Genomic DNA, 21,056 nt, shown 5'->3' with positions numbered 1-21,056 from the left:
ACCGCGCGACGATTTTCCTTGATGGCCAACCGGGAATTGACGCTGGCGGCCTTCGGCAGTGCCCTGCTGAGCCTGGCGCCACTGACCGCCAGCGCCGCCGACAGTACTGAAAAGCGCCTGCAGACGGTTACCGTCCAGGCCGCCAAAGCCACCCCGGTACAGGCCGCCAAAGCCGAGTTGGACGAAGTCCCCGGCGGTACCAGCCTGGTCACCCAGGCCGACGTCGAAAAGGGCCGTGCGGCGACCCTTGAAGACACCCTGGCGTTCCAGCCCGGCGTCTACGCCCAGGCGGCCGGCGGCAACGATGCGATCAAGATTTCCATCCGCGGCTCCGGCGCCAACACCTCGCCGGGCTACTTCCGCGAAGGCACCAAGTTCCTCTTCGATGGTCTGGCCCTGACCGGCGCCGGTGGCACCCCGTACGAGCTGCTCGACACCCAGGGGCTGAGCTACACCGAAGTGCTGCGTGGCGCCAACGCCTTCGAGTTCGGCGCGCTGTCGCTGGGCGGGGCGATCAACTTCGTTACTCACTCCGGGCTGACCGCACCGGGCACCCGCATCAAGCTCGAAGGCGGCAGCTTCGGCTGGCAGAAGCAGACCCTGAGCAGCGGCGGCGCCGTCGATAACGCCGACTACTTCGTCAGCATCGACAACGCGCGTCGCGACGGCTATCAGGACTTCACCCTGGCCAAGGCCCAGGGCCTGGTGAGCAACTTCGGCTACCGCTTCAGCCCGAAACTGCAAACCCGGCTGTTCGTCCGCTACCGCGAGGAGTACCACGAGAACTCGGCGACCCTGACCCGCGCCCAGCTCAAGGACAACCCCAAGCAGAGCAACGCCGCCACCGAAGGCGCCCGCGCCGACTCGACCAAGCGCGGCTCGACCTGGGTCGGCAGCAAGACTACCTACACCTTCGACGACGATGCCACCCTGGTGGCCGGGCTGGTCTACCACAACTACCCGCAGATCCTCAGCCGCCAAAGCACCATCAACCCCAACTACTGGGACTGGCGCGACATCAACTACTCGCTCAAGTACAACCGCAACGACCAGCTGTTCGGCCTGCCCAGCGCCACTTCGATTGGCTGGAGCAGCACCGAGCACATTCGCTCCGGGGTTCGCACCTATCGCGGCGACAAGGATCTGGGGGTTTTGCAGAAGCAGGTGGAGTACGACGGTTCGTTCGACCACGTGTTCACCCTCGGCAACGAGCTCGGCCTGAGCGACAACCTGTACCTGAACACCGGCCTCTCGGCCATCGAGATCAAGCGCGACGTCAACGTCACCTACAGCGACCGGGCCAACAGCAGCGGGCTGCCCAGCCACTACCAATATGACCAGTGGAAGCTCGCCCCGCGGATCGGCCTGCGCTATTACCTGACCCCGGACATCCAGCTGTTCGCCAACGCCAGCCGCTCCATCGACCCACCAAGCTCCTGGTCGAGCTCCGGCTCCGGGGTGACCAGCAACTACGCCAAGCCGCTGCTGCCACAGGCCGCCAACACTGTCGAGTTCGGTATTCGCGGCACGCAGGGGGTCTTCGACGGCAGCCTGGCGCTGTACAAATCCTGGATCAAGGACGAGCTGCTGACGGTGCAGGTGCTGGCCGCCACGCCGACCACGGCGCAGGTCAACTCCACCGCCAACGCCAGCCCTACCGTGCACCAGGGCGTCGAGGCCGGGCTCACCACGCGGCTCTGGCAAGGGGCCAACGGCGACCTGCTGAGCTGGCGCCAGGCCTACACCCTGAACGACTTCCACTACGAGAACGACCCGCTGTTCCGCAAGAACGAACTGCCGGGCCTGCCCAAGCATGTGTACCAGGGCGAGCTGAACTACCAGTTCGCCAGCGGTTTCTATGCCGGGGTCAACGTACGCTCGGTGTCGAGCACGGCGGTGGACTACGCCAACACCTTCTACGCCCCGTCCTACACGCTGTGGGGCGCGCGCTTCGGCTATGACGACCCGGGCCGCAGGTGGCAGGTGTACCTGGACCTGAAGAACCTCACCGACGAGCACTACGCCACGGCCATCCAGCCGGTCTACAACGCCAACGGCCAGGATACGGCGGCGCTGTACCCGGGCGACGGTTTCGGCGCCTTCACCGGCATCGCCTACAACTTCTGAGCCAGCGAGGCTGCGGCCGACGTCGGAAACGGCGCCGGCCGCAGCGGGGGACACCGATGATGCAGATTTCCAGCTTCGCGCGCCTGGCACTGTTCGCCAGCACCTTGCTGCTCGCCGCCTGCAAGCCGCCGGCAGCACCGGCGAGCAGCCAGTTGCAGGCCGACGGCGAAGTGCGCGACGGCGTGCTGCGCTATGCCGCCAGCGATTATTCCGAGGCCGGGCCGGGGCGGCCGGGCGGCACCCTGCGGGTCTCGACCGCGTCCGACACCACCACCCTCGACGTGCATTCGATCTCCCACGGCAACGTGCAGTGGCTGGGACGCATCCTGTTCGACTGCCTGGTGTACCAGGACGAGCAGGGCAATATTTCGCCGTGGCTGGCCAAGTCCTGGGAGATTTCCGCCGACGGCAAGACCTACACCTTCTACCTGCGCGACGACGTCACCTTCAGTGACGGCGAGAAATTCAACGCCCGCGCGGTGCAAGTTAACCTCGAACACATGCGCGACCCGGCCACCAAATCGCCGCTGGCCGCTGCCTATATCGCACCCTATGTCGACGGGCGCATCGTCGACGAATACACCTTCGAAGCGCACCTGCGCGAGCCGTATTCGCCGTTTCTCGACGTGCTGGCGCAGTCGTGGCTGAGCATGATCTCGCCGAAGCAGATCCGCGAAGCGCCGAAATCGATTGCCACCCACGCCATCGGCAGCGGCCCGTTCGTGCTGGAAAGCTACACCCGCGACCAGGGCGCGACCTTCGTCAAGCGCCAGGGCTACAACTGGGCGCCGCCGGTAACCGGGCATGTCGGCGAGGCCTATCTGGACCGCCTGGAACTGAGCATCGTGCCCGAGCCGATGATCCGCTTCAGCACCCTGGAGTCCGCCCAGTCGGACCTTACCGTCGACGCGCCGGCGCAGAACGCCCAGGCGATCCGCGCCAACCCCGAGCTGCAGATGCGCAGCCGCATTCGCAAGGCCAATCCGTTTCGCAGCCTGACCTTCAACCTTGAGCGCTTTCCCTTCGACGACGTACGCGTGCGCCGCGCCGTGGCTCGCGCCATCGACCGCGAGGGCATCGCCTGGATTGCCGGCTTCGGCGAGTTCCTGCCCAAGGGCGATTTCCTCGCGGCCAACACCCGCTACTACGACCCGGCGTTCAAGGACCGGCTCGGCTTCGACGTGGCCGCTGCCAACCAGTTGCTCGACGAGGCCGGCTGGACTCAGCGCGACGCCGCCGGCTACCGCCTCAAGGATGGCCAGCGTCTGGCCGCGCAGTTGCTGATCTACGAGTCCGGGGTGTTCCCCGGCAGTATCGCCGTGGCCATCCAGTCGGACCTGAAGAAGATCGGCTTGGCCCTCGACATCGAGCTGCTGCCGCTGGCGCAGATCACCGAACGCCGTTACGCGAGCAATTTCGACCTGATGGCCGGCGGCTACTGGCATACCAACACCCCGGACGGGCTGTTCATCCTCTACCACAGCCAGTCGATCAGCACGCCGACGCTGATCGGGCAGAACGTCGGCCGGTTGCGCGACGCCGAGCTGGATCGGGCGCTCAGCGCCGCCCGGCGCAGCACCGAGCCGGCCGAACTGGCGCGCCAGTATCGCATTGCCCAGCAGCGCCTGGCCGAGACGGTACCGGCGGTGCCGGTGTTCGAGAGTCATGTGTTGGTCGCCTACCGCAACGCGGTCAAGGGGCTGATTTTCGATACCTCGCATAACACCCCGTTGTTCACCAGCGTCTGGCTTGACCAGGAGGGCCAATGAACCGTCTGCGACTTGTACTGCGCCGGCTGCTGTCGGGCGTTGGCGTGCTTTGGGGGGCGGCGACGCTGACCTTCCTGGCGATCAACCTCAGTGCCGGCGATCCGGCCCTGGCGATTCTCGGCGGCCCGGACGCGGCGCCGAGTGCCGAGCTGATCGCCCAGGTGCGCAGCGAATACGGCCTCGACCAGCCGCTGATCGTCCAGTACGGCCAGTACCTGGGCCGTCTGGCCCAGGGTGATCTTGGCGAATCGTATCGCCTGCGAGTGCCGGTGGGGCAGGTGATCGGCGCGCAGTTGGCAGCGACCCTGGAACTGTCGCTGGCCGCTGCCGCGCTGGCGCTGTTGCTGTCGATCATGGTCGCCGTGCTCACCGCCAACCGCGCGCCGTGGATTCGTGCGCTGGCCTCGGGCAGTGAGCTGGTGCTGTCGTCGGCGCCGTCGTTCGTGATTGGCCTGGCGTTGCTGCTGGTGTTCTCGTTTGCCTGGCACCTGCTGCCGCCGTCCGGCTCCCGTGGCTGGCAGGCGCTGGTGCTGCCGAGCCTGGCCCTGGCCTTGCCGATTGCCGCGGTACTGAGCCAGGTGCTGCGCCAGGAACTGGAGTCGATTCTCGAACAACCCTTTATCGCCATGGCCCGTGCCCGCGGCCTGTCGGAAACCGCTGTGCGCCTCAGGCATGCACTGCGCCACGCCCTGGTGCCGCTGGTGACGCTGTCCGGTTTTGTCTTTGCCAGCCTGCTCGGCGGCGCGGTGGTGATCGAACTGCTGTTCGCCCGCCAGGGCATTGGCCGGCTGATGCTGGACGCGGCGATCAACAAGGACATGCCGATGCTGCTGGGGATCACGCTGCTGGCGGCGGCGATTTACGTGCTGGTCAATTTTCTGGTCGACCTGATCAACCACTGGGTGGACCCGCGGACCAATGCCGTGTGATCCCGTGCCACAGGGTTTCAGTGCGCTCACACTACTTTCAAGATGCAAGGAACTGTCATGACCCAAGCCACTTATTCCGTACTGCACGCGCGCTTCCAGCCGCTGTTCGCCGAGATTGCCCGCGGCGCCGTGGCCCGCGAGCAGCAGCGCGAGCTGGCCTTCGAGGCGGTCGCGGCGCTGCGCTCGGCAGGCTTCACCGCCCTGCGCGTGCCGCGCGCGCACCAGGGCGGCGAGGTCAGCCTGCCGGTGCTGTTTCGCCTGCTGATCGACCTGGCCGAGGCCGACTCGAACCTGCCGCAGATCATTCGCGCGCATTTCGGTTTTGTCGAAGGCCGGCTGTCCAGCGGCGATGCCGCTTCGCAGGACTACTGGTTCGCCAAGGTTGTCGCCGGCCAGCTGTGGGGCGCGGCGATGGCCGAGCGCAGTGACAGTAGCAGCAACTCGGTCAGCCTTAGCGCCGGCGATAGCGGCTGGCTGCTCGATGGCGAAAAATACTACTGCACCGGCGCCATCTACGCCGACTGGGTGGCCGCGGTGGCCATGCACGACAAGGATTTCGTCAGTGTGGTGGTGGCCGTCGACGCCCCCGGGGTCAGCCGCGAAGACGACTGGGACGGCTTCGGTCAGCGCTTGAGCGGCAGCGGCACCACCCGTTTCAACAAGGTCGCGGTGCCGGACGCCCACGTCCTGCGCCGCTTCAAGCCGGGCGAGCTGCGCGCCGAATCGTACCTGTCGGCGTTTTACCAGCTGTTCCACCTAGCCACCTTGGCCGGCATCGCCCGTGCGGTGCTCAGCGACGCCACCAGCTTCGTCCAGGGCCGTACCCGCGCGTTCGGCGTGCCGGGGCAGTCGAGCCCGAAAGACGATCCGCTGGTGCAGCGGGTGATCGGGCGCCTGTCGAGCCTGGCCTATGCCGCCGAATCGCTGGTGCTGCGGGTGGCCGAGGTGCTCGAAAGCGTGCACCAGGCCGAACTGGCCGGTACGGCCAGCGAGGCCGATTACGTCGAGGCCGACATCCGCACCTTCCAGGCCCAGCAGATGGTGCTGGAGCAGGTGCTGGAGGCCACCACGCTGCTGTTCGAAGTTGGCGGTGCCTCGGCCACCAGCCAGGCCCGGCGTCTCGACCGGCACTGGCGCAACGCGCGGACCCTGGCTTCGCACAACCCGGCGGTGTACCGCGAGCAGGCGCTGGGCAACTACTACCTCAACGGCATCAGCCCCGGCGCCGCCTGGCGCGCCCTGCACGGGCAGGACGGCGCCCAGCAGGGCAGCCGCGATGAAGCCAGCGCGGTTTGATCACCTCACCTCAGGAGTTGCCATGAGCAGCGAAACAGCACAAATGAGCATCGGCATGAACATCCTCGGCTTTGGCGCTCATGCCGGTGCCTGGCGCAAGGCCGAAGTGCCGGCCAACGCCTACCTGGATGTCGGCTACTACAGCACGATCGCGAAGATTGCCGAGCGCGGCTGCCTCGACGCGATCTTCCTCGCCGACGGCCCGGCACTCGGCGCCGATGTCGCCCGGCACCCGGCCGGGCGCCTGGAACCCACGGTATTGCTGACCGCCGTGGCCCTGGCCACGCAACATATCGGCGTCATCGCCACGGCTTCGAGCAGCTACAACGAGCCGTTCAACCTGGCCCGGCGCTTCAGCTCGCTCGACCACCTCAGCGGCGGCCGCGCGGCCTGGAACGTGGTGACCAACGCCACCGACGCCGCCGCGCAGAACTTCGGCCTGGCCGGCGCGCCACGGCATGTCGACCGCTATGCGCGGGCTGCGGAGTTCATCGACGTGACCCTCAAGCTGTGGGACAGCTGGGAAGACGATGCGATCATCGCCGACACCGTCAACGGCCACTTCGCCGACCCGCGCAAGGTGCACAGCATCGACTTCGTCGGCGAGCATTTCTCGGTCAAGGGCCCGCTGAACCTGCCACGCTCGCCCCAGGGGCGGCCGGTGCTGGTGCAGGCCGGCTCGTCGGAAGGCGGCAAGGCCTTGGGCTCACGCTATGCCGATGCGATCTTCACCACCCAGACCACCCTGGTCGATGGCCAGGCGTTCTACCGCGAGATGAAGCAGCGGGCGCGTCACTGGGGGCGCAACCCCGAACACCTGAAAATCATGCCCGGCCTGTCGACGGTGATCGCCAGCACCGAAGCCGAGGCGCACGCGCGCTTCGACGAGTTGAACGCTTATTACGGCGAGGAAGGGCTGATCCAGCAAGTGGCGGCGCGGGTCGGCCTGGCCGCCAGCGAGCTGGACCTGGACGCGCCATTGCCGTGGGCGCGGATCGGCCCGGTGAGCGAGTTCGAACGTGGCTCGCAGGGTTTCCTCGAAGCCCAGCTGAACCTGGCACGACGGGAAAACCTGACCCTCCGCGCGCTGTCGCGGCGGATCCTGGTGGGGCACCGGCTGCTGGTGGGGACGCCGGAGCAGGTTGCCGACACCCTTGAGCACTGGTTCCGCAACGGCGCCGCAGACGGCTTCAACATCATGCCGGACGTGTTTCCTTCGGGCGTCGAGGTGTTCGTCGATCAGGTGGTGCCGCTGCTTCAGCAGCGTGGCGTGTTCCGCCGCGAATACCGCGGCAGCACCCTGCGTGAACACCTTGGCCTGCCATACCCGGCCAGCCAGTACCAGCGTACGGCCGCCGCCGTCTAAGCCCTTGCGCACAGTGATCGAACGCCTATGAACACAACTGTTGGCAACCCCGAGCTGAAGCTCGATTTCGAGCCGCTGCTGGGCCCGCGACGCGGCGCCTGGCGCCGCTGGCAATGGCGCCCCGGCCTGCTGCTGGCGGCGCTGTTCGTGCTGCTGTTGCTGGTGGCGGCAGTGCAGCCTGGCTGGCTGGTCGGCGGCGATCCGCTGGCGGCCAATGCGCGCCTGGCCTTCCGCGCCCCGGACAGCCTGCACTGGCTGGGCACCGACGAAAACGGCCGGGACATTCTTACCCGGCTGGTGTACGCGGTGCGCCCGTCGTTGCTGCTGGGGCTGGCGGCGACCGCCATCGGCCTGCTGATCGGTACGCTGTTCGGCCTACTGGCCGGGCTTGGCCCGCGCTGGCTGGATGGTGCGGTGATGCGCCTGGTCGATGTGTTGCTGGCGTTTCCCGACCTGTTGCTGGCGCTGGTGATCATCACCTTCTTCGGCCAGGGCCTGCTCAACACCGTGATCGCCGTCGGCATCGCCAGTGTGCCGCGCTATGCCCGGCTGGTTCGGGCGCAAACCCTGGTGGTGCGCAATGCCGGCTACGTCGAAGCGGCAACCACCCTCGGCTTGCGCCGCCGCGCGGTGATCGCCCGGCATGTGCTGCCCAATGCAATCAAACCGGTGCTGATCCTCGCCACCATCGGCATCGGCGGCAACATCATTGCCGGCGCTGCGCTGAGCTTCCTCGGTTTCGGCGCGCCGCCGCCGGTCGCGGAGTGGGGCGGGATGCTCGCCATCGGCCGCAATTACCTGGCCAACGCCTGGTGGCTGGTCACCTGGCCGGCGCTGGCGATCACCCTGACGGTGGTCTCGATCAGCGCCATCGGCCGCGCACTGCTGCGTCGCAGCGAAGGAAAATCCCGATGAGCCTGACCGTGCACCGCACCCCCCCGCTGATCGAGGTCGAGGACCTGCAGGTGCGCTTTGGCGCACAGGCGCAGCCGACCCTCAAGGGCATCAGTTTCCAGCTCGACCGTGGCGAGTGCCTGGCGTTGGTCGGCGAGTCCGGCTCGGGCAAGAGCGTGAGCGCACGCACCCTGGCCGGGCTGACCGGCGTCGGCGCGCAGGTCCAGGCCCGGCGCCTGGCCTTTGCCGGGCATGACCTGCGCCAGTTCGACGAACGCACCTGGCGTAGCATTCGCGGCGCGCAGATCGGCTTCGTCATGCAGGATGCGCTCGGCGCGCTCGACCCGTTGCGCCCGGTTGGCAAGGAGATCGCCGAGCCGCTGCAGTTGCACACCGGTCTTACTCGTGCCGAGCGCGAGGCGCGGGTCATCGAGCTGTTACGTGCGGTCGGTGTGCCGGCGCCGGAACTGCGCGCCCGGCAGTATCCCTATCAGCTTTCCGGCGGCTTGCGTCAGCGCGCGCTGATCGCTTCGGCGATTGCTTGCAACCCGCGCCTGCTGATCGCCGACGAACCGACCACGGCGCTGGACGCCACGGTGCAGGCGCAGGTGCTGACCCTGCTCGAAACGCTGCGCGGCGACAGCACCGCGATGCTGATCGTCAGCCATGACCTGGCAGTGGTGTCGCGGCTGGCCAATCGCGTGGCGGTGATGCACAACGGCGTGATCGTCGAGCAGGGCAGTGTCGAGCAGGTGCTGCACGATCCGCAGCACCCCTACACCCAGTACCTGCTGCAGGCCGGCCGCGCGGTGCACTTCCAGCGCAAGCCGGCCGCGCCGCGCGCGCCGCTGGCAGCCGTAGCCCCGGCCGCCGGCCCGCACCCGCCGCCACTGCTGCGAGTGCGTAACCTGAGCAAGGCTTTCAAGGGGCCGGACGGGCAGTTGCGCACCGTGGTCAACGCGGTGTCGCTGAGCCTGCAGCGTGGCAAGACCCTGGGCATCGTGGGTGAATCCGGCTCCGGCAAAACCACCCTGACGCGGATGATCCTCGGCCTGGAAACCCCGGATCAAGGCGACATCGAACTCAAGGGCCAGCCCTGGTTGCGCCTCAGCGAGGCCCAGCGGTGCGGGCTGCGGCGCAGCATTCAGGTGGTGTTCCAAGACCCGCTCAGTTCCTTCGACCCGCGCTATAGCGTGCAGCGGGTGCTGTTCGAGGCCTTGCAGGTGGCCGGGCACAAACGCGCCGACTGGCCGGCGCGGGCCGCCGAGCTGCTTGGTCTGGTGCGCTTGGACAGCGCCTTGCTTGGTCGGCGGCCAATCGAGCTGTCGGGCGGCCAGCGCCAGCGCATCGCGATTGCCCGCGCCCTGGCGGCCGGGCCGCAGATTCTGGTATGCGACGAGCCGGTCTCGGCGCTGGATGTGTCGGTGCAGGCACAGATTCTCGAACTGCTCACCGACCTCAAGCAGCGCCTGGGCCTGGCCTGTCTGTTCATTTCCCACGACCTGGGGGTGATCAACCACGTCAGCGACGACGTGCTGGTGATGAAGGACGGCGTGGCCGTGGAGGCCGGTAGCGTGCGCGCGGTGTTCGACCATCCGCAGCACCCCTACACCCAGGCCCTGCTCGACGCCATTCCGCACTTGGAAAGCGGGCGGCGGCTGGCCTTCGAATTCCTCAAATTGGCCATATAAGGACGTTCCATGTCAGTACAAACCCTGCAGCGCAACCTCGACCGGCTGCTGCCACTGATCGCCGAGGGCGCCGCGCGGCGTGAACGCGAGCGCGAACTGCCGTTCGAGGCGATCCGCCAGATCGCCGAGGCCGGCTTGTATACCTGCCGCATTCCGCAGGCCTACGGCGGCCCCGGTGGTTCGGTGGCCGATGTGATCGGCCTGTTGCTGCGCATCGCCGCCGTCGACTCCAACGTGGCCCAGGCCCTGCGCCCCGGTTTCGGTTTTGTCGAAGGGCTGCTGGCCTCGCGTGCCGAGGGCGCGGAAGAGGAGCGCCGGCGCTGGTTCGCGCGTTACCTGGACGGTGCCATCGTCGGTAATGCCGGCTGGGAGGTTGGCGGTGCCAATGGGCTGGTGAGTGCGCGGATCGTTGCCGAGGGCGCGCATTTTCGCGCCAGCGGCAGCAAGTATTACAGCACCGGCGCGCTGTACGCCGACTGGATCAGCACGGTGGCGCTGGACGAGCAGGACCTGCCGGTGTCGTTCGTGCTGCCGCGCGATCGCGCCGGGCTGGAGCTGCTCGACGACTTCGACGCCATGGGCCAGCGCCTCACCGCCAGTGGCACCACCCGCCTGAACAACGTGCAGGTGTTCGCCGACGAGATCCGCACGCGTACCGTGGAGGAGGGCAGGCGCACCCTTGTCACGCCGTTCCTGCAACTGTTCCTGGCCACCGTACAGGCCGGGATTGCGCGCAATGCACTGGATGACGCCGCCCGCTTTGCCCGCGAGCACGCCCGGCCGATCAAGCACAGCACGGCCACCCGCTCGGTCGACGATCCCTACGTGCAACTGAGCGTCGGCGAGATCTCGGCGCGGGCGTTCAGCGCCGAAGCGGTGGTGCTCAAGGCGGCGGCGAGCATCGACCGCGCCTGGGCCGCCGAGCTGGAACCGACGCTGGTGGACGTGGCGGCCGTCGATGTTGCCCAGGCCCAGTTCATTACCGGCGAATCGGCGCTGAAGGCCGCCGAGCTGCTGTTCGATGTCGGCGGCGCCTCGACCACCGGCCGTGCACACAACCTCGACCGCCACTGGCGCAATGCGCGCACCGTCACCAACCACAATCCGCGCCACTGGAAAGCCGCAGCGGTCGGCGCCTGGCAACTGAGCGGCACGCCGCCACCAACCTCGGGACTGTTCTGAGTGACCCTGCCGGCATGTTTGCCTGCCCTGAACAGCCGCTCGCGGCGGGTGCCGATGATCATCGGCTGTGCGCTGTGCATGGAGTTGATCGATGCCACGGTGGTGATGACGGCCTTGCCGCAGATGGCGCGGGAGTTCGAGGCGCCGAGCGTGCGGATGAACCTGGTGGTGTCGTTGTACCTGTTGGCGGCGGCACTGTTCGTGCCGGTGAGCGGCTGGGCGGCGGACCGATTCGGGCCCAAGCGGCTGTTTCAGTGGGCGATTGTGCTGTTCGGCGTGGCGTCGCTGGCCTGCGCATTGTCCTCGACGCTGCTGCAACTGTGCCTGGCGCGCATGCTGCAGGGCGTCGCCGGGGCGATGATGGTGCCGGTCGGGCAGGTGCTGCTGTTGCGCTGGTCGCCGCGCGCAGAACTGATGCGCAACCTGTCCTACCTGACCATCCCGGCGCTGATCGGGCCGATCCTCGGGCCGCCACTGGGCGGGTTGATGGTGACGTTTCTGTCGTGGCACTGGATCTTTCTGGTGAATCTGCCGATTGCCGTGCTCGGGTTGCTGCTGGTGCAGCGGCACATCCCGGCGTTTCCCGGTGTACGTGGCGAACCTCTGGATGGGCGTGGATTGCTGCTGAGCGGCATTGGCCTGGGCGCGCTGGTGTTCGGCTTCGAGGTGCTCGGCCACCGCCTGCTGCCGCTGCCCTGGGGAATGGCGCTGTTGCTGATCGGGGGCGTGAGCGGTGCGCTGTATATACGCCACGCGCGGCGCTGTGCACGGCCGTTGCTGGACCTGTCGCTGCTGCGGATTCCCAGTTTCGGCATCAGCTTCTGGGGCGGCAACCTGCTGCGCCTGGGCACCGCGTCCGGGCCGTTTCTGCTGGTGCTGTTGTTCCAGAGCTGTTTCGGCATGAGCCCGTTGGCCGCCGGGTTGCTGACCCTGGCAGGCGGTGCCGGGGCGTTTCTGATGAAGTTGCTGGCGCTGCGGGTGGTGCGCCGGTTCGGCATTCGGCGCACGTTGACAGTGAATGCGCTGTTTACCGGGGTGAGCCTGGCGGCGTGTGCGTGGTTCAGTATCGATACGCCGTACTGGCTGATTGTGCTGATGCTGTTTGTCAGTGCGCTGATCCGCTCACTGCAGTTCAGCACCCTGGGCGCCTTGACCTATGCCGACGTGCCGGCGCAACTGAGCAGCCGAGCGAGCAGTTTGCAGGCAATGACGGTGCAGTTGAGCATGAGCCTGTCGGTGGGGATGGCGGCGGCGTTGCTCGGGTTGCTGATGAGCGTGCGCGGGCATGCCAGCCTGCTGGCCAGCGATGTGGCCTGGGTGATGCTGCTGGGGGGCGTGGCCTGTGTGGCTTCCGGCCTGTTGTTCCGGCGCCTGCCCGCGGATGCCGGGCGCGGGGTGTATGCGCCGTGATGCATTGGACGATAGGGGCCACGCGCGCCCTGTAGGCGCAGGCAAGCCAGCGCCTGCAGGGGGCGCGTGAGCCTGGCTGAGGTCAGCGCCGACGCTGGCGGAACATCGCCCAGTAAGCGGCAATCGCCGTCAGCAACCCGACCAGCAACACCGAGGGCGCCACCGCGCGGGCATTCGCCAGGGTCTCGTTCCAGGTGTACCCGGCCGGATAACCGGCATGCACCGCATAACCGTATTCCGACATCGCCCGCACATGCTGCTCACGGTGTTCAGGTACGCTGCCGTCGACGATGCCGTCGACCGCCATGTAGTCATCGCCAAACTCCAGTAACAGCGTCACATCGGCCTTGATCGCGCGGATCACCTGTTGCAGGTGCCTGGCGTCGCTCAGTGCCAGCACCCCGAATGGATACTCCTGCAAGCGGTAATAGAGGATGGCCGAATCCGGGGTCACATCATTGCCCGCTTCCAGGCGCAAGCGCTGGTTGAAGTAATGCCCCGGATTGACCAGCAACTGCGATTCGCCATGCACGGTGCTGCAATAGGCACGGTTCTCGCGTACCAGCACCAGCGAGCGCAGGGTTGAATGCGTGACCACTTCGGTGCGCAAGGTTGGCAGGGCTTTGTCACAGGGAAAGTCGGCCAGGCTCAAGACCTTGTTGCTGGCCTGATGCAGGGTGTCGATCAGCGCGTCGGTATGGTGCAGGGTTTCGCGCAAGGCAACTTCGGCCGTGGCTTCAAGCTTCTTGTCGACCTGCCAGACCACCACCACCAGGGCACAGGTCACCGGCGCCATGCCGATCAGCAGGGTTACCAGCAGTTCCAGCAACACGCGCCCGGCGCGAACGTTTTTTGAGGGCATGATTCACCTATGTGGACAAGGCCAGCGCGGAGCCCGGGGGCCCGGGCAGCGGGGGTCCAGCATAAGTGAGTGACGAAGGGGGCTCCTGTCAGACGGGTTGACAGCGGTTGTGGTATTGCTCGACGCGCCGGGCGGCGAAGGTTCGCCGTATCAGCCCAGTGCCGCCAGCACCAGTTCGGCGACCTTGGCTCCGGATGCAGGGTTCTGGCCAGTGATCAGGCGGCCCTCCAACTGATCGCAGATGGCGAATGCCTCCCAGGGGTTTTCCGCCTTGCGATAAATGCCACCACGCGCCACCAGTTCGTTTTCGGTGAGGTAGGGCACCACCTTGTCCAGCTCCGCCAGCTGTTCCTCGATATTCGAGAAACCGGTCACCTCGCGGCCCTTGAGCAGCAGCGAATTGTCGCTGAGCTTGATGTTCAGCAAACCCACCGCGCCATGGCACACCGAACTGACCACGCCACCGGCTTCGAAGATCTGCCGGGCCAGTTGCTGCAGGCCGGCACTGTCGGGGAAGTCCCAGATCACCCCGTGACCACCGGCAAAATAGAGGGCGCGGTAATCGGCCGCCTTCACCTGGCCCGGGCTGAGGGTGCTGCCCAGGCGGTTCATGAACGCCTTGTCGTTGTACCAGGCCCAGTCGATATCCTGGGCCATGCTCAGGCTGTGCGGGTCGATCGGTACATAGCCACCGGCCGGGCTGACGTAGTCGACCTGATAGCCGGCCTGCTGGATCTTCTCGGCAAAGTGCACCGCTTCGCCCAGCCACAGGCCGGTGGCGCGCTTGAGGTCGGGGTACTTGGCCGTATTGGTCACCACCACCAGCACTTTCTTGCTCATCGCAGCGCTCCTTTCGTCGATGCCAGGAAGGCAGTCAGGATTTTTCCGAACCCATTGAGCATAGCCGGGCCTGCAAAACCCGCCACGGACGATAGCCTTGTGCTAGCTTTCAGCCTATTGACGATCTGACAGGAGTAGTCTGGCAATGACAGGACGCGACGATACCCAGCGTTTCATGCAGGCGGCCATCGACGAGGCGCAGAAAGGTTTCGACGAAGGCGGCATCCCGATTGGTTCGGTGATCGTGCACAACGGCCAGATCATTGGTCGCGGGCACAACCGCCGGGTGCAGAACGGCAGCCCGATCCTGCATGGCGAAATGGACGCTTTCGAGAATGCCGGGCGCCAGCCGGCCAGCGTTTATGCGGCCGCCACGTTGTATACGACGCTTTCTCCGTGCGCGATGTGCAGCGGGGCTATCCTGCTGTATGGCATCAAGCGCGTGGTGGTGGGTGAAAACCAGACGTTCCTGGGTGAAGAGGCGTTGCTCAGGTCCCGTGGGGTGGCGGTGGAGGTGCATGACGAGGCGACCTGCCGTGACCTGATGCAGCGCTTCATTCAAGCCAACCCGACGCTGTGGAACGAAGACATTGGCCACGAGTCCGACAACTAAGGTCAGGCAAGGTAACCGTCTCATGTTGCAGGTCATTCATCTCGGCGCAGCACCCGTTCAGCAAGGCGGCATGAGTGCGGCAGTGCGCAACCACGACTGGAGCCGCACCCCCCTGGGGCCGATGCACCTGTGGTCGGCTTCGCTGCGCATCGCCGTGGATATGCTCATGGCCTCGAAGTTTCCCGGTTGCCTGGTCTGGGGCCCGGAGCTGGTGAGCATCCATAACGACGCCTTCGTGCCGATCCTCGGCGGCAAACCGGCGCCGCTCGGCCGCAGTTTCGACGACATCTGGAGCGATGTCTGGGACGGCGTCGGCGACCTGGTGTTCCGGGTGATGAACGGCGAAGCGGTGTTCCAGGAAAACCTAGCGCTGATCACCAACCGCAACGGCGTCGACGAACAGGTGTATTTCACCTTCTGCTACAGCCCGATCCGCGACGAGTTCGGCAACGTTGCCGGGTTCCTCGATACCGTGTTCGAAACCACCGCGTCGGTTGAGTCGGAGCGCCAGTGGCGCGATCTGGCGACCACCTTCGAGCATCAGGTGCACGAGCGTACCGCCGACCGCAATCGGTTCTGGGAGCTGTCCAGCGATGTCATGCTGATGGTCGAAGCCGACCTGCGCCTGCGCGCCTTTAACCCGGCCTGCCAGCAGGTGCTGGGCTGGGGCGAGGACATGCTCGGGTTGGACGTGATGCAATTCGTCCACCCCGACGACAAGGGTATCGCCGACCTGGCCGTCGAGGCACTGGAAAGCGGCCAGGATATCCAGGGCATCGAGAACCGCTTGCGCCATGTCGACGGGCATTACCGCTGGTTCAGCTGGGCGGCGACCTCCAACGATGGCGTGATTACCGCAGTCGGCCGCGATATCACCCTGGCGCGGGAGCGTGAAGCGGCCTTGCGCCAGGCCGAAGAGGTACTGCGCCACAGCCAGAAAATGGAAGCCGTCGGCCAACTCACCGGCGGCATGGCCCATGACTTCAACAACCTGCTGACCGGCATCAGTGGCAGCCTGGAAATCCTCGAACGGCGGCTGGCCAAAGGCCAATTCGATAACCTCGGCAAATACATCGACGCCGCCCGCGCCGCCAGTGCACGGGCGGCAACCCTGACCCACCGCATGCTCGCGTTCGCCCGTCGGCAACCGCTGGCGCCAACCCCGGCCAACCCCAACGACCTGCTGCGGGCCGTCGAACCGCTGATCCGCCAAGCCATTGGCCCGGAAATCGACCTCAAGCTGCAATACGACCCGCAGCCCTGGCCGGTGCTGGTGGACGTCGGCCAACTGGAAAACGCCCTGATCAACCTCTGCCTGAATGCCCGCGACGCCATGCAGGGCAGTGGTTGCCTGACACTCTGCACCGGCAACGAGCGTTTCGCCCCGGGCCTGCACGGGCCGGACGGCTTGTCGGCGGGCGACTACTGCTTCCTGCGCGTCGAGGACAATGGCTGCGGTATGGACGACGCCGTGGCGGCGCGCGCCTTCGATCCGTTCTTCAGCACCAAGCCGCCCGGCCAGGGCACCGGCATGGGCCTGTCGATGGTCTACGGTTTCGCCTGCCAGTCCGGCGGGCGTGCCTGGATCGAATCGAAATGCGGCCACGGCACGCGGGTTTCGCTGCTACTGCCGCGCTTTGTCGGCGAACTGCCGGGGACCGTCGCTGGCGACAGTCAGCCACCGCCAGCGCAGCGGGCCGGCGGCGAGCGGGTACTGCTGATCGACGACGAGCCCACCTTGCGCATGCTGATGAAGGAAGCGCTCGAAGACCAGGGCTTCGAAGTGTTCGAGGCGGCGGATGCCCTGTCCGGTCTGGCCTTGTTCCGCTCTCTGGAGCATCTTGACTTGCTGGTGACCGATATCGGCTTGCCGGGTGGCATCAGCGGCCGTCAGGTGGCGAGTGCCGTGCGCCAGCGACGTCCGCAGATGAAGATACTCTTCATCACCGGCTACACCGAGGGCTCGATCAGCAATGGCCCGTTGCTGGAGGCCGGGATCGAGTTGCTGACCAAACCGTTCACGCTGGATGCCCTGACCGACAAGGTCGGCCAGTTGCTTCAACTGTAGCGTTCGTCGCAGATGCCGCCTGTGCTGGGGCGCGCTTCTTGATCGCATGGCGGCGGTGGCGGGCGATTTTTGCCAGTTGCCGAGCGTTGATGCCGGGCAGGCCTATATCACTGATCAGCAGGTTGATCGGCTCGGCGCCGCGTAACAGCCTCAGGGCGCGCCACCGGCAGGTCGGACCAGTCGGGTTGCGTCTTGAGGTGGTGGTGCAGGGGAGAGTGGGCGAAGCCGGCGAGGCACTCATGGGCGATGATCGCCAGGCCCGCCCCCTCGTTGAGCGCCTGGCCAAGCTCGGCAAGCGACGAGGTGGCGTGCGCAGGCCGGACGTTGGCCTGCCTTCTCTGCACTCTCTCTGGACCGCGCGCTTTGCATGAGGGTTCAACCCCGATGCGTGAAGGGGCTGAGACGGCCTATAGGCCTTGTTGCACGAGCGGATCGTCGGGGTTTTGCTGTTCGAGCTGGGCCAGCAGCACCTGGACATTCTGCAGTTGTCCGGTTTCTTTCCAGTACTCGATCAGCAGTACCCGGGCGCGGCGGTTGGCCGGCTGGCGGGTGAGGATGGTTTCCAGTTGGCGCTGAGCGGCGTCGACCTGCTCCAGCGCGTGCAGGCTGGTGGCCAGGGTGTAGCGATAGTCGCTGTTGTCCGGTTCCAGTTCCAGCGCCCGGGCGAAGGCCAGCAGGGCATATTCGTGCTGGTTGTGGCGCATTAGCCAACGGCCCAACTCATGCTGCAGGAAGGCCGACTCGGGGTGGCGCTGCAGGGCCTGGGCGAGCACGGCGCGGGAGGCGTCGACCTGGCCCTGGTCGTCGAGCAGTTGGACCTGGGTGGCCAGCGCGTCGAGATCGTCGGGGGCCAGTTTCAGCGCGCGTTCGAGGGCGTTGGCCGCCGGTGCGTAGTCTTTTTCATGGGCGTAGAGGCGGGCCAGGTGGACTTGCGCGGCGCTGTCGTCGATTTGCGCTTCGAGGGCCGCTTCATACTGGTCCAGGGCGTGTTGCAGCGGGGCGAAGTACAGGCCGATTTCGTCCGGGCTCAGGCCGAGCAGCGCATCGACGGCGGCGAAGCGTACGCTTTGCTCTTCGTCGTCGAGCAGCGGGCCAAGCAGCAGGCTGCGTTGCGGGCCGGGGACCAGCGCGGCGATGCTGGCAATGGCGGCGCGGCGCACCAGCGGGTCTTGGTGTTGCAGGTCGTGGTCGGCGAGCTTGAGTGCCTGTGGTGAAGGGTAGTTGGGCAGTTCGGCATGCAGGCTGGCCCGGCGGATCGACGACAGGTCGCGGCGTGCCAGTTGCTGGTAAAGCACGCGGGCGGCGCCAGGTTGGCCGTTGTGGGCCAGGGCCAGGGCTTTGGCGTAGCCCTGGGTCACGCTGGGGCTCGGCGCCGGGCTGTCGTCGCGCCAGAAGTAGCTGCCCAGGCCGACGATGATGAGCAGGGTCAGGCTGATGGCGGTATATAGGCGCGGGCTGGACATGCGGAGGCTCGGGGTGGGGCGCAAGTGGGCCAGCTTGGGATATGTGGGGGCGGGAGTCAATTGCAGGGCGCGACGTAGGCGCCCTTAGCCGCTGACCCAGAACTGGCCGTTGCGCACGATGCGTCGGGCGCTGGGTGCCGCCGCCGCCACCGCTGCCGCGCCATTCGGCGCCTTGAGCACGACGAAACTCGCCTCGTTGCCCACCTTGAGCCCGTAATCGGTTTTGCCGATCACCTGCGCACCGGCCTCGGTGGCCATGTGCAGCGCCACATACAGGTCGTCGTCGGTGTAGAAACCGGAGCGATAGCCGACCAGCATGGCCCGCTGCAGCATGTCGCCATTGCCATACGGCCACCAGGCGTCCTGGATGTTGTCGTTGCCGGTGAACACCCGCACGCCGGCCTTGCGCAATTGCAGCACAGGCGGGAAGGCACAGTCGCCGGGGGCATTGGTCATGATCGCGATGTCGGCGCGGGCCAGCTGCGCGGCAATCCGTTCGACCTCGTCCGGCGTCACTTCACCCAGCGCATAGGCATGGCTCACCGCCACGCGGCCCTGCATGCCCAAGGCAAGGGTGCGCTCGGCGATGCGCTGCAACTGGGCGATGCCGATCTGCTCCGGCTCATGCAGGTGAATGTCGATTTTCACCTCGCGGCGCTCGGCGATGCCGAAGACGATAGCCAACTGCGCCTCGGCGTCGCCGTCGAGGGTACTCGGGTCGATACCACCGATCACCTGGGCGCCGGCGGCCATGGCCGCATCGAGGATCTGCGCGGTGCCCGGGCAGGACACTACACCGGCCTGCGGGAAGGCGACCAGCTCGATATCGATCAGGTCGCGCCAGTGCTCGCGGGCTTCCATGATCGCGTGCAGGTTATCCAGGCCGGTGCTGGCGTCGACATCGACGTGGCAGCGCATGGCGAAGGTGCCGAAGCTGGCAGCCTGGCGAATCAGCGCATCGGCGCGCTGGACAATCGGTGGCGCGCTGCTCAGCAGGTGTTTCTCCACGGCCAGGCGTTCGCGCAGGCTTGCCACCGGCTGGTGCGGACGCCAGCGGTCGCCGACAAAACTCTTGTCCAGGTGGATATGGCCGTCGACGAAACCGGGCAACACCAGTTGGCCTTCGAGGTCGATCAGCTCGCTGTTCGCGCTGCGCGGGCAGTGACGGCCGATGGCGCTAAAGCGGCCGTCGCGCACAGCCAGTTCCAGCGGGCTGCCGTCGGCAGCAACGGCGTTGATGAAAATACGATCGGTCATGGCCTGGTCTCTGTCTGTCAGGTGCCCACGGCGAGGCAGCGCAGGGGCGCGCGGTGCGTGGCGGGGGAAGGCAGACACGATATCGGGCAGGCACCACTATTCACAAATTAAACGTTGGAATCGATTCCATTCGAAATCTGCATGTTACCGGCGGCGCGGTGCGGGACGGGCACTGCCGGTTCAAATCGACAGGTTCAATACCCGTTCGCCCTGGGTGAATGGCACTGGCCGGCGCTTGTTGACTGCCAGCTCGCCGATCTTGATCAGGCGCGTGCGGGTGACATTGCGGCTCAGGCCCAGCAAATGGGCGGTGTGCACCTGGTTGTAATGGCTGAAGCGATAGGCGGCACGCAGCAGGGCGTCCTCGACCTTTTCGTGAAGAGCCCCGGCCTGTTCCTCGAAGAGCTTGTGGAACGCCCGCAGCAGCAGGGCCTCCGCCGAATCGGCGCTGCTCGGGCTGTCGTCCTGGCGCTCGATGCGCAGGTTCGACAAGCGCAAATCGTCATGCTCGATCACGCCATTGCGGCAGATCAGCAGGGTGTGGTGAATCACGTTTTCCAGCTCGCGGATATTCCCTGGCCAGCTGTAGCCGCGCAGTTTCTGCTCGGCGCGCGGGCTGAGGCTGATCGGGCCGTAGCCCAGGCGCTGGCTGTAGGCTTCGATGAAATGTCGGGTCAGCGGCAGGATGTCGCCGGGCCGCTCGCGCAGCGGCACCAGATCCAGGCTGACGACGTCGAGGCGGTAGTACAGGTCTTCGCGAAAATGCCCGGCGTTGATGGCCTTTTCCAGTTGCACGTTGGTCGCCGCCAGCACCCGTACATCGATCGGGATGCTCTTGCGCGAGCCCAGTCGGACCACTTCGCGTTCCTGCAGCACACGCAACAGCTTGACCTGAATCGGCATCGGCAGGTCGCCGATCTCGTCGAGGAACAGCGTGCCGCCGTTGGCCTCTTCGAACCAGCCGGCCTTGGCGGCCAGGGCGCCGGTGAAGGCGCCTTTTTCGTGACCGAACAGCTCGGCCTCCACCAGCGACTCGGAAAACGCGCCGCAGTTGACCGCCACGAACGGTTTGTCACGTCGCCCGCTGAGGTTGTGGATGTGTCGTGCCACCAGCTCCTTGCCGGTGCCGGTCTCGCCAATGATCAGCACGCTGGCTTCGCTTGGCGCCACTTGCCGCAGGTGGGCGAGCAGGGCCTGGGATTTCGGGTCTTCGAACACCTGCGCCGTCGCGCGGATCGAGGTAGCCAGCGCGGGCGATGGCGGTAAGGTCAGCAGTTGCATGGCAGGCA

At 66.5% G+C, this 21,056-nt stretch carries 16 protein-coding genes; 11 read left to right on the top strand and 5 right to left on the bottom strand.

Annotation, left to right across the window (positions count from 1 at the left end; translation table 11 throughout):
* Positions 1-21 precede the first annotated feature (21 nt).
* The 9 genes from DCO48_RS07940 to DCO48_RS07900 are packed head-to-tail and all read left to right on the top strand — an operon-like array spanning position 22 to position 12,664.
* A complete protein-coding gene (locus tag DCO48_RS07940; protein ID WP_116550047.1) occupies positions 22-2,127 on the top strand; it encodes a TonB-dependent receptor domain-containing protein in 2,106 nt (701 codons plus the stop codon).
* A gap of 56 nt (positions 2,128-2,183) precedes the next feature.
* Positions 2,184-3,896 carry an ABC transporter substrate-binding protein gene (locus DCO48_RS07935; RefSeq protein ID WP_256584009.1) on the top strand — a complete coding sequence of 571 codons (1,713 nt, stop codon included), beginning with the start codon at positions 2,184-2,186 and terminating at the stop codon, positions 3,894-3,896.
* Entirely contained in the window at positions 3,893-4,825 is a 933-nt protein-coding gene (locus tag DCO48_RS07930; protein WP_116550046.1) for an ABC transporter permease, read from the top strand. Before DCO48_RS07935 ends, DCO48_RS07930 begins: the two co-directional genes overlap by 4 nt.
* Before the next feature lie 57 nt (positions 4,826-4,882).
* Positions 4,883-6,121 carry an acyl-CoA dehydrogenase family protein gene (locus tag DCO48_RS07925; protein WP_371919489.1) on the top strand — a complete coding sequence of 413 codons (1,239 nt, stop codon included), beginning with the start codon at positions 4,883-4,885 and terminating at the stop codon, positions 6,119-6,121.
* Between the two features lie 22 nt (positions 6,122-6,143).
* A complete protein-coding gene (locus DCO48_RS07920; protein ID WP_116550044.1) occupies positions 6,144-7,487 on the top strand; it encodes an LLM class flavin-dependent oxidoreductase in 1,344 nt (447 codons plus the stop codon).
* A 27-nt stretch (positions 7,488-7,514) separates the two neighbouring features.
* Complete coding sequence (locus DCO48_RS07915; RefSeq protein ID WP_116550043.1) at positions 7,515-8,402, top strand: ABC transporter permease; 888 nt, start codon at positions 7,515-7,517, stop codon at positions 8,400-8,402.
* Positions 8,399-10,072 carry an ABC transporter ATP-binding protein gene (locus tag DCO48_RS07910; RefSeq protein ID WP_116550042.1) on the top strand — a complete coding sequence of 558 codons (1,674 nt, stop codon included), beginning with the start codon at positions 8,399-8,401 and terminating at the stop codon, positions 10,070-10,072. Before DCO48_RS07915 ends, DCO48_RS07910 begins: the two co-directional genes overlap by 4 nt.
* 9 nt (positions 10,073-10,081) lie before the next feature.
* Entirely contained in the window at positions 10,082-11,254 is a 1,173-nt protein-coding gene (locus DCO48_RS07905; protein ID WP_116550041.1) for an acyl-CoA dehydrogenase family protein, read from the top strand.
* A gap of 54 nt (positions 11,255-11,308) precedes the next feature.
* Complete coding sequence (locus DCO48_RS07900) at positions 11,309-12,664, top strand: MFS transporter (RefSeq protein WP_116550141.1); 1,356 nt, start codon at positions 11,309-11,311, stop codon at positions 12,662-12,664.
* A gap of 82 nt (positions 12,665-12,746) precedes the next feature.
* Here the strand turns inward: DCO48_RS07900 and DCO48_RS07895 are convergent, their stop codons facing one another.
* Entirely contained in the window at positions 12,747-13,526 is a 780-nt protein-coding gene (locus tag DCO48_RS07895) for a CSS-motif domain-containing protein (RefSeq protein ID WP_116550040.1), read from the bottom strand.
* Between the two features lie 150 nt (positions 13,527-13,676).
* A complete protein-coding gene (locus DCO48_RS07890) occupies positions 13,677-14,366 on the bottom strand; it encodes a type 1 glutamine amidotransferase domain-containing protein (protein WP_116550039.1) in 690 nt (229 codons plus the stop codon).
* A 145-nt stretch (positions 14,367-14,511) separates the two neighbouring features.
* On the opposite strand from DCO48_RS07890, the gene DCO48_RS07885 reads away from it, so the two are divergent.
* Together DCO48_RS07885 and DCO48_RS07880 are read left to right on the top strand one after the other, a co-directional pair.
* Entirely contained in the window at positions 14,512-14,979 is a 468-nt protein-coding gene (locus tag DCO48_RS07885) for a nucleoside deaminase (protein WP_116550038.1), read from the top strand.
* Positions 14,980-15,001: 22 nt separating this feature from the next.
* A complete protein-coding gene (locus DCO48_RS07880; RefSeq protein WP_256584008.1) occupies positions 15,002-17,047 on the top strand; it encodes a PAS domain-containing sensor histidine kinase in 2,046 nt (681 codons plus the stop codon).
* A gap of 407 nt (positions 17,048-17,454) precedes the next feature.
* Here the strand turns inward: DCO48_RS07880 and DCO48_RS07870 are convergent, their stop codons facing one another.
* The 3 genes from DCO48_RS07870 to DCO48_RS07860 form a co-directional block, all read right to left on the bottom strand.
* On the bottom strand, positions 17,455-18,510 hold the full coding sequence (locus tag DCO48_RS07870) for a lipopolysaccharide assembly protein LapB (protein ID WP_116550036.1): 1,056 nt from the start codon (positions 18,508-18,510) through the stop codon (positions 17,455-17,457).
* 84 nt (positions 18,511-18,594) lie between these two features.
* Entirely contained in the window at positions 18,595-19,767 is a 1,173-nt protein-coding gene (locus DCO48_RS07865) for an amidohydrolase family protein (protein ID WP_116550035.1), read from the bottom strand.
* 180 nt (positions 19,768-19,947) lie between these two features.
* Positions 19,948-21,048: a sigma-54-dependent Fis family transcriptional regulator gene (locus DCO48_RS07860; RefSeq protein ID WP_116550034.1), complete on the bottom strand. Its 1,101-nt coding sequence runs from the start codon at positions 21,046-21,048 to the stop codon at positions 19,948-19,950.
* Positions 21,049-21,056: the final 8 nt, after the last annotated feature.

It is taken from the genome of Pseudomonas sp. SDI (genome assembly GCF_003105155.1).
Lineage (GTDB): Bacteria > Pseudomonadota > Gammaproteobacteria > Pseudomonadales > Pseudomonadaceae > Aquipseudomonas.
The sequence above is the reverse complement of the archived record's forward strand: the minus strand, read 5'-3'. Positions and strand labels throughout refer to the sequence as shown.

Coding starts and splice junctions, on each gene's coding strand:
- DCO48_RS07905 (WP_116550041.1), top strand. CDS start 10,082: ATGTCAGTACAAACCCTGCAGCGCAACCTCGACCGGCTGCTGCCACTG.
- DCO48_RS07910 (WP_116550042.1), top strand. CDS start 8,399: ATGAGCCTGACCGTGCACCGCACCCCCCCGCTGATCGAGGTCGAGGAC.
- DCO48_RS07920 (WP_116550044.1), top strand. CDS start 6,144: ATGAGCAGCGAAACAGCACAAATGAGCATCGGCATGAACATCCTCGGC.
- DCO48_RS07935 (WP_256584009.1), top strand. CDS start 2,184: ATGATGCAGATTTCCAGCTTCGCGCGCCTGGCACTGTTCGCCAGCACC.
- DCO48_RS07930 (WP_116550046.1), top strand. CDS start 3,893: ATGAACCGTCTGCGACTTGTACTGCGCCGGCTGCTGTCGGGCGTTGGC.
- DCO48_RS07895 (WP_116550040.1), bottom strand. CDS start 13,526: ATGCCCTCAAAAAACGTTCGCGCCGGGCGCGTGTTGCTGGAACTGCTG.
- DCO48_RS07860 (WP_116550034.1), bottom strand. CDS start 21,048: ATGCAACTGCTGACCTTACCGCCATCGCCCGCGCTGGCTACCTCGATC.
- DCO48_RS07940 (WP_116550047.1), top strand. CDS start 22: ATGGCCAACCGGGAATTGACGCTGGCGGCCTTCGGCAGTGCCCTGCTG.
- DCO48_RS07900 (WP_116550141.1), top strand. CDS start 11,309: ATGATCATCGGCTGTGCGCTGTGCATGGAGTTGATCGATGCCACGGTG.
- DCO48_RS07890 (WP_116550039.1), bottom strand. CDS start 14,366: ATGAGCAAGAAAGTGCTGGTGGTGGTGACCAATACGGCCAAGTACCCC.
- DCO48_RS07880 (WP_256584008.1), top strand. CDS start 15,002: ATGTTGCAGGTCATTCATCTCGGCGCAGCACCCGTTCAGCAAGGCGGC.
- DCO48_RS07915 (WP_116550043.1), top strand. CDS start 7,515: ATGAACACAACTGTTGGCAACCCCGAGCTGAAGCTCGATTTCGAGCCG.
- DCO48_RS07865 (WP_116550035.1), bottom strand. CDS start 19,767: ATGACCGATCGTATTTTCATCAACGCCGTTGCTGCCGACGGCAGCCCG.
- DCO48_RS07870 (WP_116550036.1), bottom strand. CDS start 18,510: ATGTCCAGCCCGCGCCTATATACCGCCATCAGCCTGACCCTGCTCATC.
- DCO48_RS07925 (WP_371919489.1), top strand. CDS start 4,883: ATGACCCAAGCCACTTATTCCGTACTGCACGCGCGCTTCCAGCCGCTG.
- DCO48_RS07885 (WP_116550038.1), top strand. CDS start 14,512: ATGACAGGACGCGACGATACCCAGCGTTTCATGCAGGCGGCCATCGAC.